A 15,358-nucleotide genomic window follows, 5' to 3' on the forward strand; every position below is an offset into this window, starting at 1 on the left:
TACTTGCATAAATAGGCGGACCCGATGGTTCTATGATTTTATCGTCCATATGTAATAATATCTTCGCAATTTGCATCTTCATGGATGGCAGCAGTGAAATGGTTACTTTCAGAATTTGCTTTTCCTGAATAAAAGATTCACCATCTTTACCTCTACTGTGTGATGTTGTTATTTCAATATCTTCTATCTCAATCTTTAGATTGTTTTTCCGCTGTACTATTTCTCCTAATTCAGGAACTTTCCTAAAGTGCTGTTCATATATAAGATAACCAAACATTAAAAATCCAATCGGTATGCTTATCCAATATGAAGAAAAGGTCGGCATTGTTAAACCAACCTTGCTATAAATAATTTTAACCAATGGATCTGGACTAAACAAACTCCATACCGAAGCAAGCCATTGCGGAAGAAAAATGAAAAGGAATGAAAAACTAGTCCATAAAACAGGATGTCGCAAAATGAATTTTGACATGCAGACATTTTAATCCTCCGCTTTCCCTGTGTCAAGGTGATAAGCGTGGATTAATCAAACCCCTACGAGGCCGCGGCTCAGACCGGCGGAAGATCAGGCCAGACGATTCAGGGTGTTCAAAAAGCTCCGGATGCAAGGCCGCAGGGACCGAGAACGACGCAGATGGACTTTTTCAGCAGCCTGCTATTGTTTCTTTCCGACCTTGAGTCGCAGAAGAGCCTTTTCAAGTTGTGCGCGTGCGGCTTCCATCTCTTCGCTCTTCGAGGCGGCGGCAAGTTGTTGCTCAGCCGACTTGGCCGCGGCTTCGGCGCGGGCCAGATCGATCTCTTCCGCCCGCTCCGCGATCTCGGCCAGGATCGTGACCCGTTTGGGTTCCACCTGGGCATAGCCCCAGCTCACGGACAGCCGCTTCCATTCCTCGCCCTTGCGATAACGCAGCTCGCCGATCCGGAGCGTCGTCAGAAAATGGCAATGGCCGGGCAGCACGCCGAACTCGCCCTCCGCTCCGGGCGCGATCACTTCATCGACCTCATCGCTGATCAGCAAGCGCTCGGGCGTCACAATATCCATATGAATTTTGCCGGCCATTGGTTAGGCTTTCCCCGTCAACTTCTTGGCCTTCTCGACCACTTCCTCGATCGGCCCGACCATGTAGAAGGCCTGCTCCGGAAGATCGTCGTATTTTCCCTCGACGATCTCCTTGAAGCTCTTCACGGTGTCTTTGAGCTTCACGTATTTCCCCTTCGCCCCGGTGAAGGCCTCGGCGACGTGGAAGGGCTGGGACAGGAAGCGCTGGATCTTCCGCGCGCGCGCGACGGTCAGCTTGTCGTCATCGGACAGCTCGTCCATTCCCAGAATGGCGATGATGTCCTGCAACTCTTTATAGCGCTGGAGCGTCGCCTGGACCTGCCGGGCCACGGCGTAATGTTCCTCGCCCACGATCTTGGGGTCGAGAATCCGTGAAGTCGAATCGAGCGGATCGACGGCCGGGTAGATCCCGAGCTCGGCCAGCTGCCTCGAAAGCACGGTCGTCGCGTCCAGATGGGCGAAGGCCGTGGCGGGAGCGGGATCGGTGAGATCGTCGGCCGGAACGTAGATCGCCTGGACCGATGTGATCGAGCCCTTCTTCGTCGAGGTGATCCGTTCCTGCAGCGCGCCCATCTCGGTCGCCAGGGTCGGCTGATAGCCCACGGCCGACGGCATCCGGCCGAGAAGGGCGGACACCTCGGACCCCGCCTGGGTAAAGCGGAAGATGTTGTCGATGAACAGGAGCACGTCCTGCCCTTCCTCGTCGCGGAAGTACTCCGCGACCGTCAGGCCGGTGAGGCCCACGCGAAGCCTCGCTCCGGGCGGCTCGTTCATCTGGCCGTACACCAGCGCCGTTTTGCTGATCACGCCGGACTCCTTCATCTCGAGCCACAGGTCGTTTCCCTCCCGCGTCCGCTCGCCTACGCCGGCGAAGACGGAATAGCCGCCGTGCTGCGTCGCGATGTTGTTGATCAGCTCCATGATGATCACGGTCTTGCCCACGCCGGCGCCCCCGAACAGCCCGACTTTTCCCCCGCGGGAGTAGGGCTCCAGGAGATCAATGACCTTGATCCCGGTCTCGAACACCTCCGTCCGGGTCTCCTGGTCCACCAAGGACGGCGCCGGTCGATGAATCGGGTAATGTTTTTTCGCCTGGACCGCCCCCTGATGGTCCACCGGCTCGCCGAGGACGTTGACCATCCGCCCGAGGGTTTCGGGTCCGACCGGCACCGAGATCGGCGCGCCGGTATCGACGACGTCCATCCCGCGCACCAGGCCGTCGGTCGACGACATGGCCACGCCCCGCACGCGGTTCTCTCCGAGGTGCTGGGCCGTCTCGAGCGTCAGCCGGATCTGCGGAAGCCGGTGCTTCTCATCCGCCTCCCGTTCCACGCGGAGCGCGTTGTAAATCGCCGGAAGCTTGCCCGGGGGGAACTCAACGTCCACCACCGGACCGATCACCTGAACCACTCTGCCTTTATTCACTGTTTACCTCCATTTGCTTTTAGGCTGCTCAAAAAGCTCCAGATGCGAGGCCGCAGGGACCGAGGAGACCGCAGCGTACTTAGGATGGTACGTGAGGATCTCCGAGGGACCGAGAACGACGCAGATGGACTTTTTCAGCAGCCTGTTAACCTCCGCGCATTGCTTCGGCCCCGCCCACGATATCCATCAGCTCCTTGGTGATCACGGCCTGGCGCGTTTTGTTATAGACCAGCGTCATTTTGCGGATCAACTCGCCGGCATTCCGGGAGGCGGCGTCCATCGCCGTCATCCGGGCGCCCAGCTCCCCGGCCGCCGATTCGAGAAGGGCGCGGAAGACCTGCACCTCGATATATTTCGGCAGCAAGCGGACCAGCACGGCCGTCTCATCGGGCTCGTACAAGTAATCCCCCGTCACGGCCTCGGCCGTCTCCGGCGGCTCGATCGGGAACAGTTTTTCGACCGCGACCCGCTGCTGCATCACCGATTTAAATTCGTTGTACAAAAGGTAAAGCTCATCGAAGGCCACGCCGGCGTACTGCGCGCTGAGGTCCCGGCCGATCTCGGCCCCGTGGGCGTAGCCCAGCCGGTCGAAGATCTGGACCCAGGTCCCCCGGGGGACGGTTCCCCGCCGTCTGAAGAAATCCCGGGCCTTCCGGCCGACGACCGAGACGCCCACCTCCAACCCGGCCGCGCGCTTCTCCCGAATGAACTCCTGCGCCCGCCGGAGAATATTGGCGTTGAACGCCCCGCAAAGCCCGCGATCGGCCGTGATGACGAGCAGCTCGACTTTGCGCGCGGATCGACGGCGGAGGAGGGGATGCAGATCACGGTTGACTCCCCGGCTCAGGCCCTTCAGGACCGCGGCCATTTTCTGGGCGTAGGGCCGGGCCGAGAGGATGCGGTCCTGCGCCCGCTTGAACTTGGCCGCGGCGACCATCTTCATGGCCTTCGTGATTTTTTGGGTGCTCTTGACCGAACTAATTTTTCGTCGGATATGCTGAAGACTGGGCATGGGGGTTCGGCATCCAGGGGGCTAGACCGAAATTTTCTTGACGAAGTCCTGCTTCAGGCGTTCCAGCGCCTTCTTGACTTTATCGGTGAGATCCTTGTCCATGGTCTTCTTCGCGGCCACTTCCTTTTTAAGGTCCGCTCCCTCTTGGTCAAAATATTTGACCAATGCCTGCTCGAAGCGGCGCACCTGCTCGACCGGGAGATCGTCGACGTACCCGTTGATCCCGGCAAAGATCGAGAGGATCTGGGCCTCCACCGGTAACGGTTGATACTGGTCCTGCTTCAACAACTCGACCATCCGCGCGCCGCGGGCCAGCATCGCCTGGGTGGTCTTGTCCAGCTCGGAACCGAACTGGGCGAAGGCCGCCATCTCGCGATACTGGGCCAGATCCAGCCTCAGGGTACCGGCCACCTGCTTCATCGCCTTGATCTGGGCCGACCCTCCCACGCGGGAGACCGAGAGTCCGACGTTGATCGCCGGCCGGACGCCGGAATAAAAGAGATCCGCCCCGAGATAGATCTGCCCGTCCGTGATCGAGATGACGTTGGTCGGGATGTAGGCCGAGACGTCCCCGGCCTGGGTCTCGATGATCGGCAGGGCCGTGAGCGAGCCGCCGCCCAGCGCGTCGCTGAGCTTGGCCGCGCGCTCCAGAAGGCGCGAATGAAGGTAGAAGACATCCCCGGGATAGGCCTCCCGGCCCGGAGGCCGCCGGAGAAGGAGCGACAGCTGCCGGTACGCGGCCGCGTGCTTGGAAAGATCGTCGTAGATCACCAGGGCGTGGCGCCCGTTGTCGCGGAAATATTCCCCGATCGCGCAGCCGATGTACGGCGCCAGAAACTGCAGCGACGCCGGCTCCGACGCGGTGGCCGAGACCACGATGCTGTACGCCATGGCGCCGGCGTCTTCCAGCGTCTTGATCACCCGCGCTACGGTCGAGCGCTTCTGCCCGACCGCGACGTAGATGCAGATCACGTTCTGGCCTTTTTGATTGATGATCGTGTCGACCGCGATGGCCGTCTTCCCGGTCTGGCGGTCTCCGATGATCAGCTCGCGCTGGCCGCGCCCGATGGGGATCATCGCATCGATGGCCTTGAGCCCGGTCTGAAGCGGTTCGCGCACCGGCTGGCGATCGACCACGCCGGGAGCAACCACCTCGACCCGCCGGAACTCCTTGGCCTGGACGGGCCCTTTCCCGTCGATGGCCTGCCCGATCGCGTCGACCACGCGCCCGATGAGCGCGTCGCCCACCGGCACCTCGGCGATCCGGCCGGTCCGTTTGACCAGATCCCCTTCTTTGATTCCGACATCCGACCCCAGAAGCACCGCGCCGACGTTGTCCTCCTCCAGGTTCAGGACGATCCCGTACACGGCGCCGGGGAATTCCAGCAGCTCTCCGGCCATCGCCTTTTCCAGCCCGTAAATCTTCGCGATGTTATCGCCGACCTGGAGAACCGTTCCGACCTCCTGGATGTCGACGCCCTTCTGGAAATCCTTGATCTGCTTTTTGATGATCTCGCTGATCTCTTCCGCGCGCATCTGCATTGTTCTAGCTCCTGACCTTACTTGGCCAACTCACGCCGAAGCCCCTGAAGCTGTCCCCTCACGCTTCCATCGTAGACACGGCTCCCCGCATAGATGACCATCCCTCCGAGAAGGGACGGATCGGATTCGACGATCAGATCCACATCCCGTTTCAGAATAGCCCCCAGTTCTCGTTTCAAACCGGACTCCTGTTCTTTGGACAAAGGCCGCGCCGCGCGTACCCGCACATGCTCCACGCCTTCAGCCTCGTCCACCAGAAGTCCGAAGACCTTCGTGATCTCGGGCAACTGCCCGAGCCGGTTTTTCTGGATCAGGAGATCCATGAAGCGTTTCAGGAGCGGCGGGCTTCCGATTCGACCGGCCAGCGATTCCAATACCCGCTTTTTCTCTTCCGGGTGATAGCGCGGGCTCCGGCAGAGGTCGCGCAGTTCGGGCTGGACGCGGATCATCTCATCCATCCGCCCAAGCCCCTCGCGGACCGGCGCTGGCTGCCCTTCCTGCCGGGCCAATTCGAAAAGCGCTTTCGCGTACCGTCGTGCCGTTGCGATGCTCATGACCTCAAACCAAGTCCGGGACCGTGATTCTCGACAAAAATGTGCTACCCTAACACAGGGCCGTTGTGTTGTCAAGCGGCCGGCTTGCGACTTCGGAGGGCCGAGGAAGCGCCGGGGATCCTCTCCGCGATAGGCTCCGGATGATGCCCCCGCCCAGCAGTTCATCGCCCCGATAGAAGACGACGGACTGCCCGGGGGTCACGGCCCGCTGGGGCCTTTGAAGCCCAACGCGGACGGTTTGGCCGTCCACCGGATCGATCCGGGCCGGCACCGATGCATGACGGTACCGAATTTTCACCTCCACCTCCATCGGATGCCTCAGGGGTTGCTCCACAAAAAAATTCAGGTCGTTCGCAACCAGTTCCTCGCAGAGCAGTTCGGACTCCTCGCCCACCACTACGGTGTTTTCATCCGGACGGATATCGACCACGTACAAACGATCCGGGGCCGAAAGGCCCAATCCCCGCCGCTGCCCGATGGTGTAGAAGGCCACGCCCGGGTGTTCTCCCAAAACCTCCCCTTGGGAGGTCACGATCCGGCCGGGTCGGACCGCTTGGGGCGCTTCGATCGACAAAAACTGCCGGTAATCCTGCTGTGTGACGAAGCAGATTTCCTGGCTCTCGCGCATCTCGTCGGCCGGAAGGTCCAGGGATTCGACGCGCCGCCACACCTCGGATTTGCGAAGGGAGCCCAAGGGGAAGATCAAGTGGGGCAGAATCTCCGGCCGGAGCCGGTAGAGGAAGTAACTCTGGTCTTTTTGTTCATCCACCGCGCGCTTGAGAACAGGCCGGCCCGTCCCTTCAGGCTTCTCCAGCCGGACGTAATGCCCGGTCGCGAGACAATCCGCCCCGAATTCCCGGGCGATCTCGAAGAGTCGGCCGAACTTGATCCGCTCATTGCATCGCACACAGGGGTTCGGCGTCTCTCCACCGAGATATCCGTCCACAAAGTCATCGACCACGGACCGTCGAAACTCCGGCTGGACGTCGACGACATGGTGTTCAATCCCGAGCCGTTGGGCCACGTAACGCGCCACCCCGACTTTACAACAGGACCGGTCCTGCCAACGCTTATCCGGGTTCTCCTCTTCCTTCCAGACCTTGAGCGTCACGCCGATCACCCGGTGGCCCTGTTCCTTCAACATCAGCGCCGCGGCGCAACTGTCCACGCCTCCGCTCATGCCGACCACAACCGTCTTGTTTTCCGTCCGACTCATCCGCTTCTGGGTCATGTCCTGCTTCAGCGCGCCTCCTGCATGGCCTCCGCCACCTGTCCTTGAACCTGTCCCGATCCTTCCAGTCCCTTCCGCGACGTCGTTTCCGCTCCGCTCATTTGACAATGACCGTTAAACCGTACGCCTTCTTCAATGATGAGCACCGGCGTCTTGATCGATCCGTCCAAAATCGCCGTCGGCAGGAGCTGGATTTTTTCCAAGGCGGTGACGTTGCCCGTAATCTTGCCGCCGTTCACAACCGTGCCGGCGCTGATCTCGGCATGAATGACGGCGCCTTCGCCCACGACCAGCGTTCCCTCGGTGATGATCTCTCCTTCGACATGTCCATCGATCCGTATCGTGCCATGGTACGTGATCACCCCCTTGAATTCGGTGCCCTTTCCCAAAAAAGCGATGACCTCGTCGCCGACTCCGTCTCTTCGGTCTTTGTCATCCTTGCGCAGCATGTGTTCCTCCTTGTCTATCATCTCGGCAGGCAACGCCTCGGCTATTTTAGAATGAGCTCCAGCAGCCGGTCCAGATCCGACGGGTTTTGATAGTGGATCGCGACCTGTCCTCCGCCGTTCATCATGGTGATTCGAACCCGCGTTCCCAGATATCGAATCAGCCGTTCTTCGGCTTCGGTCAGGGCCGCTTGAATCCCGGACGGTCCGCTCCGAGTCCGCGCGGGCGCTCGATTGGCGGCGGCTTCGGCGGCGCGCACCGAGAGCCCCTTCCGCATAATCCGTTGGGCCAACCGGAGTTGGGCCTGCAGTCCGGTCAGGGACAAGAGGACCTTCGCATGGCCCATGGATAGCCGGTCCGACGCGATCGCCTCCTGTATTTCGGACGGGAGGTTTAACAGGCGCAGTGCATTGGTGACCGAAGACCGCTCTTTCCCCACCCGACGGGCGACTTCCTCCTGCGTCAAACGAAACTCGTCCGTCAAGCGGCGATAGGCCTTGGCGGTTTCGATCGGGTTGAGGTCTTGGCGTTGAAGGTTCTCAATCAGGGCCAACTCCACGGCATCGGGGTCCGAGGCCTCCTGAAGCACGGCAGGGATCTTGTCCAGACCGGCCAGCTTGGCCGCCCGCCAGCGACGTTCGCCGGCGATTAACTCGTAGCGGCCGTCTTCGGCGGGCCGGACGAGGACGGGCTGGAGAACCCCCCGTTCTTTGACGGAGGCGGCGAGCTCCTGCAGGTCCGCCTCCCGGAAGACCTTTCGGGGCTGATACCTATTAGGTATTATTTTTTGGACGTCCAGATCGAGGTATCGTCCGGTGGAACCCGCGGCGGACGCCCCCTCCGGAAGGGCCCGATCAAACAGGGCGTCCAGTCCTCTACCGAGTGCTTTCTTCTGCATGGGCCATCACTTCCTTCGCAAGATTCAGATAGGCCTGAGCCCCCGTCGAACCGATGCCGTACAGGAGCACGGGCCGGCCATGGCTGGGCGCTTCCGCCAAGACCACGTTCCGCGGCACCATAACCTCAAAAACCTGCTGTTTGAAATAACTTCGGACTTCCCGAACCACCTGATGGGCCAGATTGGTGCGGCCGTCGAACATCGTGAATAAAATTCCTTCAATTTTCAAGTCGGGATTATAACTCTCCCGAACCCGCCGGATCGTCCGCAACAGCTGCTGTAATCCCTCCATGGCATAATATTCGCACTGGACCGGGATCAAGACGGAATGGGCGGCCGTCAGCGCGTTGAGCGTCAGCAGCCCCAGCGAAGGCGGGCAGTCCAAGATCAGATAATCATACCGTTCCGCCACATTCCGCATCACGTTCTTCAAAATGGACTCGCGATGCGGAATCGAGACCAATTCCAGTTCCGCGCCCACCAAGTCGACCCGCGCCGGGACCAATTCCAAGCCCGCCAGTTCCGTTTTCCGTATGACATCCTCAAATGTTTTGTGTCCCATGAGGACGTCGTAGAGGCTGGCCGAGAGGCTTTCCCGATTGACTTGCAGGCCGCTTGTGGTGTTTCCCTGCGGATCGACATCGACCAGCAACACCTTTTTTTCGGCCACGGCGAGGGACGCCGCCAAATTGATGGCGGTGGTCGTCTTCCCGACCCCTCCTTTTTGATTGGCAATTGCGATAACGCTTCCCATGTCGGCTGCGCAACCCGATGACCCGGCAGATCCTATCACAATAGAAAACAAAACAAAAGAATTTTTTATGCCCAGACGTATCGGCCGTCTATCGACACAGGCTGCACTACAACAATGGCGGGGTTTTAAGAATGTTCCACGTGGAACATTGTCCGGACTGATTCGGGTCGAGGTGCTATGACGGTCGCTTAAAGATCTCCAACCTCCTAAGGATTTTTGAAAACGGAAGCTCGTATTGCACTGTGGCTTCCCATTCCTTTATCCGATCAACCGGCATGGCGGATTGAATACGTCCCTGATACAGAATCAATTTCCCATTAGGTCCTAATAACGGGAGGGCTTTACTCAATACCGTCTCTATTTTCGCGAAAGCCCTTGCAACAATCAAATCGTAGCGATTGTCACCGGTCGCCAGTTTCTCGATACGTTGATTTAAAATTCTGATCTCGGACAACTTAAGTTTGCCGATAAGATGATGAAGAAATGCCGTCTTTTTCTCTGAAGATTCAAGGAGGGTTAGTTGCAATCCGGGAAGACCGATCTTTAATGGAACGCCAGGGAACCCCGCCCCGGTTCCGATGTCCAATAATGTTTGTCCCGGACGTTTTTCGATCGCTTTTAATCCGGCAAGGGAGTCCAGGAAATGCTTTTCAATGATCTCTTTATCGTCTAGGATCGAGGTCAAATTGACCCCACGACTCCATTCCTTTAGGTCTTCAAGATAGATCAAAAATTGACTGATCTGAAAATCGGATAATGGACTGCTCAGCGACTTCGAGCCGGTCGCAAAAAAGGTCGCAAGCTCAGATCGGCCCGGGCGGGGCATCGTCAATATTCCCTTGGCGCTTATTTTTGCCTTCTTTCGGGTTCAACCGAGCACGTTCCAGTGCAACTAAAATGAGCGAAAGCGCGGCAGGTGTGATCCCGGAAATTCGTGATGCTTGGCCAACAGAGATCGGTCTAATTTTATCCAGCTTCTCGCGTACTTCTGTTGAAAGGCCAATAACACTGTCATAATCAAATTCAGCATGAATTTTTCGATCTTCCATCCTTTTGAAACGGTCGACTTCCTTTAATTGCCTCTGAATGTACCCGTCGTACTTGATTTCGATCTCCACCCGCTTTTTAATCTCATCGGAGAGAAGGGGTTCGCGGTTTGAAAGCGGCTCGATCATTTCGTAATCCAGTTCGGGGCGCTTGAGCAATTGCTCCAGCGTCTGGTCCGCCGTTTCTTCGAGGCCCAACAGGCCGCATTCATACAGGACCCCTGCTTTGATCCGGGTCTTTTTCAACCGACCGATTTCATTTTTTATGGTTAATTGCTTATGAAGAAACGTTTGATACGAAGCCTGGGAGACGAGTCCAATTTGCAATCCCTTCTCCATTAATCGGACATCGGCATTATCATGTCGAAGTAATAATCGGTATTCCGCTCTTGAGGTAAACATCCGATAAGGCTCACGCGTCCCTTTTGTAACAAGATCGTCGATAAGAACGCCTATATAGGCCTCTGAACGATCCAAAATCAACGCGGGTTTGTTCGAGATATTCAAGGCCGCGTTGATGCCGGCCATAAGCCCTTGGGCCGCCGCCTCTTCATAGCCGGAGGTACCGTTGATTTGACCGGCATGATACAGTCCATCCAATACTTTCGTTTCAAGTGTCGGCTTCAATTGGGTGGGCGGAAAGAAATCATATTCAACCGCATACCCAGGCTTTAACATTACGGCGCTTTCAAGGCCCGGAATGGTTTTTAATATTGCTCCTTGCACGTCCACAGGCAGACTTGTAGAAATTCCGTTTGGATAAAACTCTTCCGAATTAATACCTTCAGGTTCCACAAACACCTGGTGGCGGTCACGCGCCGAAAATCGGACCACTTTATCCTCGATGGATGGGCAGTATCGCGGTCCTGTCCCTTCGATGACACCGCTGTACATCGGTGATCGGTCGAGATTATCCATGATTATTTTGTGCGTTTCATTGTTTGTATAAGTGATATGGCATGGAACCTGTTTCGTCGCTATTCGCTCTGTTGAGTAGGAGAACGGGGGAGGGGGTTCATCGCCATATTGCGGAATCATTACGGAGAAATCGATAGAGCGACGGTCCAGGCGAGGCGGCGTTCCTGTTTTAAGGCGTCCTAACTTAAGTCCAAATCCTAGGAGGTCTTCAGAAAGGCCTTCGGCCGCCGCTTCGCCGGCTCTACCGGCCGGAAAACGGGTCATCCCTATATGGATCAACCCTCTTAAAAAAGTTCCAGTTGTCAATACAACAGCCTTGGCCTTTAGCCGAACTCCTGTGTCCGTTATGATTCCGGACACTTCTTGTCCACGTGTTAACAACCTAGATACAGTTCCCTTCCGGATTTCGAGCCTTTTTGTCACATCCAACGATGTCTTCATTTCATGACGGTAAGCGGCCTTATCGGCTTGAGCACGCACAGCCTGGACTGCAGGTCCCTTTCGAGTATTGAGCATGCGGAACTGAATACCGGCCTTATCTGTGTTCCTGGCCATTTCTCCACCAAGAGCATCTATTTCCCGTACGAGATGTCCTTTCGCTATACCACCGATGGCCGGATTGCATGACATATGTGCAATTTTATCCGGTTCCATAGTCAGTAACATCGTTGAACAACCCATGCGAGCGGCCGCAAGAGCAGCCTCGCATCCCGCATGGCCACCTCCGACCACAATGACATCGTAGGATCGATCGAACGTTTGGATCAGCATGGCCAATGTTCCACGTGGAACATATCAGTTGTACTTTTTGCTTTCATAAAAATCATTTAATTATTAATTACCTATGTTCCAATTCATTTTCCAATGCAAAAATTTTTGAATATTTTTTCGAGAAGATCGTCTGTAGTAGTCTCTCCGGTAATCTCCCCAAGTCGATCGATCGCGGTTCTAATATCAACAACAATTAATTCAGGCGGTGCGTTTCTATCGATAGATTCAATGGCATCTTGAAGCGACATTTTTGCATGAGTTAATAATGACTTGTGTCTATAATTAATCATGGCTTCGCGCTCTCCGCATGTCACAATGCCGCTCCGTATTTCTCTCACGATGGCCTCTCGGAGGTTGTCAAGCCCTTCTCCGGTACGCGCCGAAATACAGACAATTTTTTCGGCATGATGATTTTGAACCAGAAACCCCACCTGATCCTGACTCCGAGCATTTTCCGGGAGGAGATCAATCTTTGTGCAGACAATCAACCGTCTTTTCTCATCCGTCTCTTCAATTAACCTCTGCTCTTCCTCGCCGAGTTTTTGGCTTAGGTCTAGAACTAACAAAATGAGATCCGCCTCTTTAATGGCTTGACGGGTTCGTAAAACACCCTCTCGTTCCACCAAATCCTCCGTCTCCCGTAATCCGGCCGTATCCATGATGCGAAGAGGAAGGCCGCCTAGATTGAGATAGTCTTCTATAATATCGCGGGTTGTCCCTGGAATTGGGGTTACGATCGCCCGGTTTTGCAGGAGCATCGCGTTGAGCAAACTGGATTTCCCGGCGTTCGGGCGACCGACGATCACGGTTGCAATCCCTTCTCTCAAGGCTTTACCGCTCGTCGCTGTTTTAGCAAGGGCATCCGCCCCGTTGACGAGGTCGGCAAGCAGGGCCCGCATCTGACCTTGATTTAGGAACTGAAGATCTTCTTCTGTAAAATCAATTCCGGCCTCGATCTCCGCTAAAAGCCGGACGGCGGATTCGCGTAGATGTCTGATTCGGCGATGTAGTTCGCCGCCCAATTGTGCGAGCGCAGCCCGCTGGCCCGCTTCGGTCTTCGAATGAATCAAATCCATCACGGCCTCGGCCTGAGTCAGATCGATCCGACCGTTGAGAAATGCCCACTTCGTAAACTCCCCCGGGTCGGCCAGTCGTGCGCCTTGCTGCATTAAAACATCCAAAATCCGATGAAGGAGGAGTGGTCCACCATGGCCGTAAATTTCCACCGTATCCATGCGGGTGTAGGTTCTGGGCGCATGCATGACCGCGAGCATCACCTCATCCAGTCGTTCTCCGATGAAGGGATCGCGTATCACCCCAAGATGGATCGTGTGACTGGCCAGTTCGTTTACGGCGAGGCCGCTCCTGGGCTCAAAAACCTGTGCGGCAATCTCGATGGCCCGCCCGCCGCTGAGGCGGATGACTCCGATGCCTCCCTCCCCAACGGGGGTCGCGATCGCGCAGATGGTGTCTCCCGAAACGAGTCTATGACTTTTCTGGACCAGCTGCGGGCGTTTTTCCCGGCTCTTTTTTTCCGGACTCCTTTTCATGTTTGGTCTCAAAATATTTCATGGTGAAATACTGCTGACTCACGGTCAGGACATTGTTCGTGATCATGTAGAGGACTAACCCGGTGGGGAAATTTAGAAATAAGAAGGTCATGAGTACGGGCATCATCAGAAATATCTTGGCTTGGGTGGGATCCATGGTGGTGGGTTGCATCTTTTGCTGGATCAGCATGGTGAAGCCCATGATGATGGGAAGGACAAAATAGGGGTCTTTGTCGGCCAGATCATGAATCCAGAGAATAAACGGGGCCTGACGAAGTTCGATGGTTGTGTAGAGCACGTTGAACAGCGCCACGAAAACGGGGATTTGGAGAATCATGGGAAGGCATCCCCCAACGGGATTGACCTTGTTCTTCTGGTACAATTCCATCATCTCGCGCTGCAGGCGTTGCCGATCCTCCTTGTATTTCTTCTGCAGCGCCTGCAGCTGGGGTTGAAGGGCCTGCATCGCCCTCATCGACCGATAGCTCTTGTGCGTGAGGGGAATGAACAGCACGCGAACGCCGACGGTCAACAGGACGATCGACACGCCATAGTTCCCGGTGAAACCGTGAAGGAACTGCAGAATATAGAAAAGCGGCCGGGCGATCCACCGGACGATGGCCCAGCTGCCATAAATAAACCATCCGAAATCGACCGTCTCCTCGAGTCCGACCCCGAGGGCTTTCAGGCGCTGGTGTTCCTTCGGTCCCGTGTAAAGGAGGAGGTGGTTGATCGCGGGGCCGGCTCCCGCGGACTTGAATTCCAATTCGGTATTTACCGATACGGGGGACAACCGGCTGACCACCGCCGCGCCGGCCCCGGTCGTGATCGCCGCGGCAATAAAGTACTTGTCCTGCAGCGCCGTCCAGGCAATCGGGCCCTCGTGGCGGACTTCCTTTTCCATTTTGGCCGGATTGTCTTTGACCAGCTCTCCACCGATATCGGTAACGGGTCCGACGAACCCGACGAACCCTCTTTTTTGTCCCCAGTCGGTGATGCCGAAGTTGCGGCCGATTGAAAACAGGTACCGATCGGGAACGCCTTCCGTTTCGATGTCCAGGCCGATCCGGTAACTGTCGCTCCAAAAGGAAACCCGTTTTGAAACGCGAATGCCCGTGTCGGGGTCCTGGAAGCGGAAGGCGACGGTGCCCGTCTTGTTTTGTTCATCGAGCGTTAGATCGTGGCCGTCCACGGTATAAAGCCCGCGGTCCATGCGCTCATTCAGTCCGGCATCCGGCGTTTGGATTGAAAAGGCCGGGGGCGCGCCGGCCCCCTCTTGATAAAGCTTGATCGGCGTTTTCCTGTCCAGGCCTGTATACTTTTTTAACTCAAACACGACCAGTTTCCCCCCGCGCGAGGAAAAACCGGCATGGTAGAGCGGTGTGTTTATTTGAATCGTCTGTTCCTCTCTGGGCGATACCGGGATTGCAAGTGGTTTTGCGCCGACAACGCCGGACGGCGGTTGAGCAAAGTCCTGTTTCTCCGCGGCCTTCTCCGGCTGTCCGAGTCCGGGCGAAGATGGAACCAGCCCGAGTTTCTCGACAACGTAGGGGTAGGCCATCATAATCGTAAATGACAAAACCAGAAAGAGAATAAACCGCTTTTCCATTTATCCGCTTATTTGACGGGATCGTACCCGCCGGGGTGAAACGGCTGGCATTTCAATATTCGTACAACGGTGTACAGAAGGCCCTTGACCATTCCGTGCCGTTGCAGCGACTCCATGGCATAACAGGAGCAGGTCGGCGTGAATCGGCACGCTCTCGGCAAAAACGGGGAGACCGTCCATTTGTAGCACTTGATCATCCCGATCAACACGTGTTTCATACGGGTTCCTGACATACCCGCGCTTGCCGGAGCGCGTTTTCAAAATCAACGGTCAATAAATCACGTCGCTGCGTAAGCAAGGCTATCCGAGGAAACAGGATGATATCGCAAGAAGGAGAGATTCTTTTTTGAAATTGATCGAAAAGAATTCGCGCAATTCGCTTGGCTTTATTCCTTCGAACCGCCGGCCCAAACCTTCGACCGACCACGGCAGCAAACCTAGAACAAGAACGGCGGTTTTCCCGGCACAAAATTCGAAACGTCTCGGCATCGACCGTAACCCCGTATCGATAAACACCCGTAAACTGCACCTTCCGATTCAA

General features: G+C 56.4%; 15 protein-coding genes. All 15 read right to left on the bottom strand.

The annotated features are described in order from the left end of the window. Positions 1-472: hypothetical protein (locus VLY20_00385; protein ID HUK55100.1), on the bottom strand; the 472-nt coding region annotated here is incomplete at its 3' end. A 183-nt stretch (positions 473-655) separates the two neighbouring features. Then, on the bottom strand, positions 656-1,060 hold the full coding sequence (locus VLY20_00390; GenBank protein ID HUK55101.1) for a F0F1 ATP synthase subunit epsilon: 405 nt from the start codon (positions 1,058-1,060) through the stop codon (positions 656-658). Between the two features lie 3 nt (positions 1,061-1,063). Then, positions 1,064-2,485: a F0F1 ATP synthase subunit beta gene (gene atpD, locus VLY20_00395; GenBank protein HUK55102.1), complete on the bottom strand. Its 1,422-nt coding sequence runs from the start codon at positions 2,483-2,485 to the stop codon at positions 1,064-1,066. A 145-nt stretch (positions 2,486-2,630) separates the two neighbouring features. Further along, positions 2,631-3,497: an ATP synthase F1 subunit gamma gene (gene atpG, locus VLY20_00400; protein ID HUK55103.1), complete on the bottom strand. Its 867-nt coding sequence runs from the start codon at positions 3,495-3,497 to the stop codon at positions 2,631-2,633. 21 nt (positions 3,498-3,518) lie between these two features. Then, positions 3,519-5,039, bottom strand: coding sequence for a F0F1 ATP synthase subunit alpha (atpA, locus tag VLY20_00405; GenBank protein HUK55104.1), 1,521 nt, complete (start codon positions 5,037-5,039; stop codon positions 3,519-3,521). Between the two features lie 17 nt (positions 5,040-5,056). Continuing rightward, positions 5,057-5,593: an ATP synthase F1 subunit delta gene (gene atpH / locus VLY20_00410; GenBank protein HUK55105.1), complete on the bottom strand. Its 537-nt coding sequence runs from the start codon at positions 5,591-5,593 to the stop codon at positions 5,057-5,059. Between the two features lie 49 nt (positions 5,594-5,642). Then, positions 5,643-6,824, bottom strand: a complete 1,182-nt coding sequence (gene mnmA, locus VLY20_00415; GenBank protein HUK55106.1) for a tRNA 2-thiouridine(34) synthase MnmA — start codon at positions 6,822-6,824, stop codon at positions 5,643-5,645. 8 nt (positions 6,825-6,832) lie between these two features. Next, a complete protein-coding gene (locus VLY20_00420; protein HUK55107.1) occupies positions 6,833-7,273 on the bottom strand; it encodes a polymer-forming cytoskeletal protein in 441 nt (146 codons plus the stop codon). 41 nt (positions 7,274-7,314) lie between these two features. Further along, entirely contained in the window at positions 7,315-8,169 is an 855-nt protein-coding gene (locus VLY20_00425; protein ID HUK55108.1) for a ParB/RepB/Spo0J family partition protein, read from the bottom strand. After that, the gene (locus VLY20_00430; protein ID HUK55109.1) at positions 8,147-8,923 is read right to left on the bottom strand and encodes an AAA family ATPase; all 777 of its coding nucleotides are present in this window, start codon (positions 8,921-8,923) and stop codon (positions 8,147-8,149) included. The genes VLY20_00425 and VLY20_00430 overlap by 23 nt, the downstream gene beginning before the upstream one ends. A gap of 175 nt (positions 8,924-9,098) precedes the next feature. Next, complete coding sequence (gene rsmG / locus VLY20_00435) at positions 9,099-9,749, bottom strand: 16S rRNA (guanine(527)-N(7))-methyltransferase RsmG (protein HUK55110.1); 651 nt, start codon at positions 9,747-9,749, stop codon at positions 9,099-9,101. Then, complete coding sequence (gene mnmG, locus VLY20_00440) at positions 9,727-11,658, bottom strand: tRNA uridine-5-carboxymethylaminomethyl(34) synthesis enzyme MnmG (protein ID HUK55111.1); 1,932 nt, start codon at positions 11,656-11,658, stop codon at positions 9,727-9,729. Before mnmG ends, rsmG begins: the two co-directional genes overlap by 23 nt. Before the next feature lie 83 nt (positions 11,659-11,741). Beyond that, a complete protein-coding gene (gene mnmE / locus VLY20_00445; protein HUK55112.1) occupies positions 11,742-13,208 on the bottom strand; it encodes a tRNA uridine-5-carboxymethylaminomethyl(34) synthesis GTPase MnmE in 1,467 nt (488 codons plus the stop codon). Further along, positions 13,144-14,817, bottom strand: a complete 1,674-nt coding sequence (gene yidC, locus VLY20_00450) for a membrane protein insertase YidC (GenBank protein ID HUK55113.1) — start codon at positions 14,815-14,817, stop codon at positions 13,144-13,146. The genes mnmE and yidC overlap by 65 nt, the downstream gene beginning before the upstream one ends. 8 nt (positions 14,818-14,825) lie before the next feature. Beyond that, positions 14,826-15,035 (bottom strand): membrane protein insertion efficiency factor YidD, encoded by a 210-nt coding sequence (gene yidD / locus VLY20_00455; GenBank protein HUK55114.1) that lies wholly within the window; start codon positions 15,033-15,035, stop codon positions 14,826-14,828. Between the last annotated feature and the right edge of the window lie 323 nt (positions 15,036-15,358).

It is taken from the genome of Nitrospiria bacterium (genome assembly GCA_035517655.1).
Taxonomy (GTDB): Bacteria; Nitrospirota; Nitrospiria; order JACQBZ01; family JACQBZ01; genus JACQBZ01.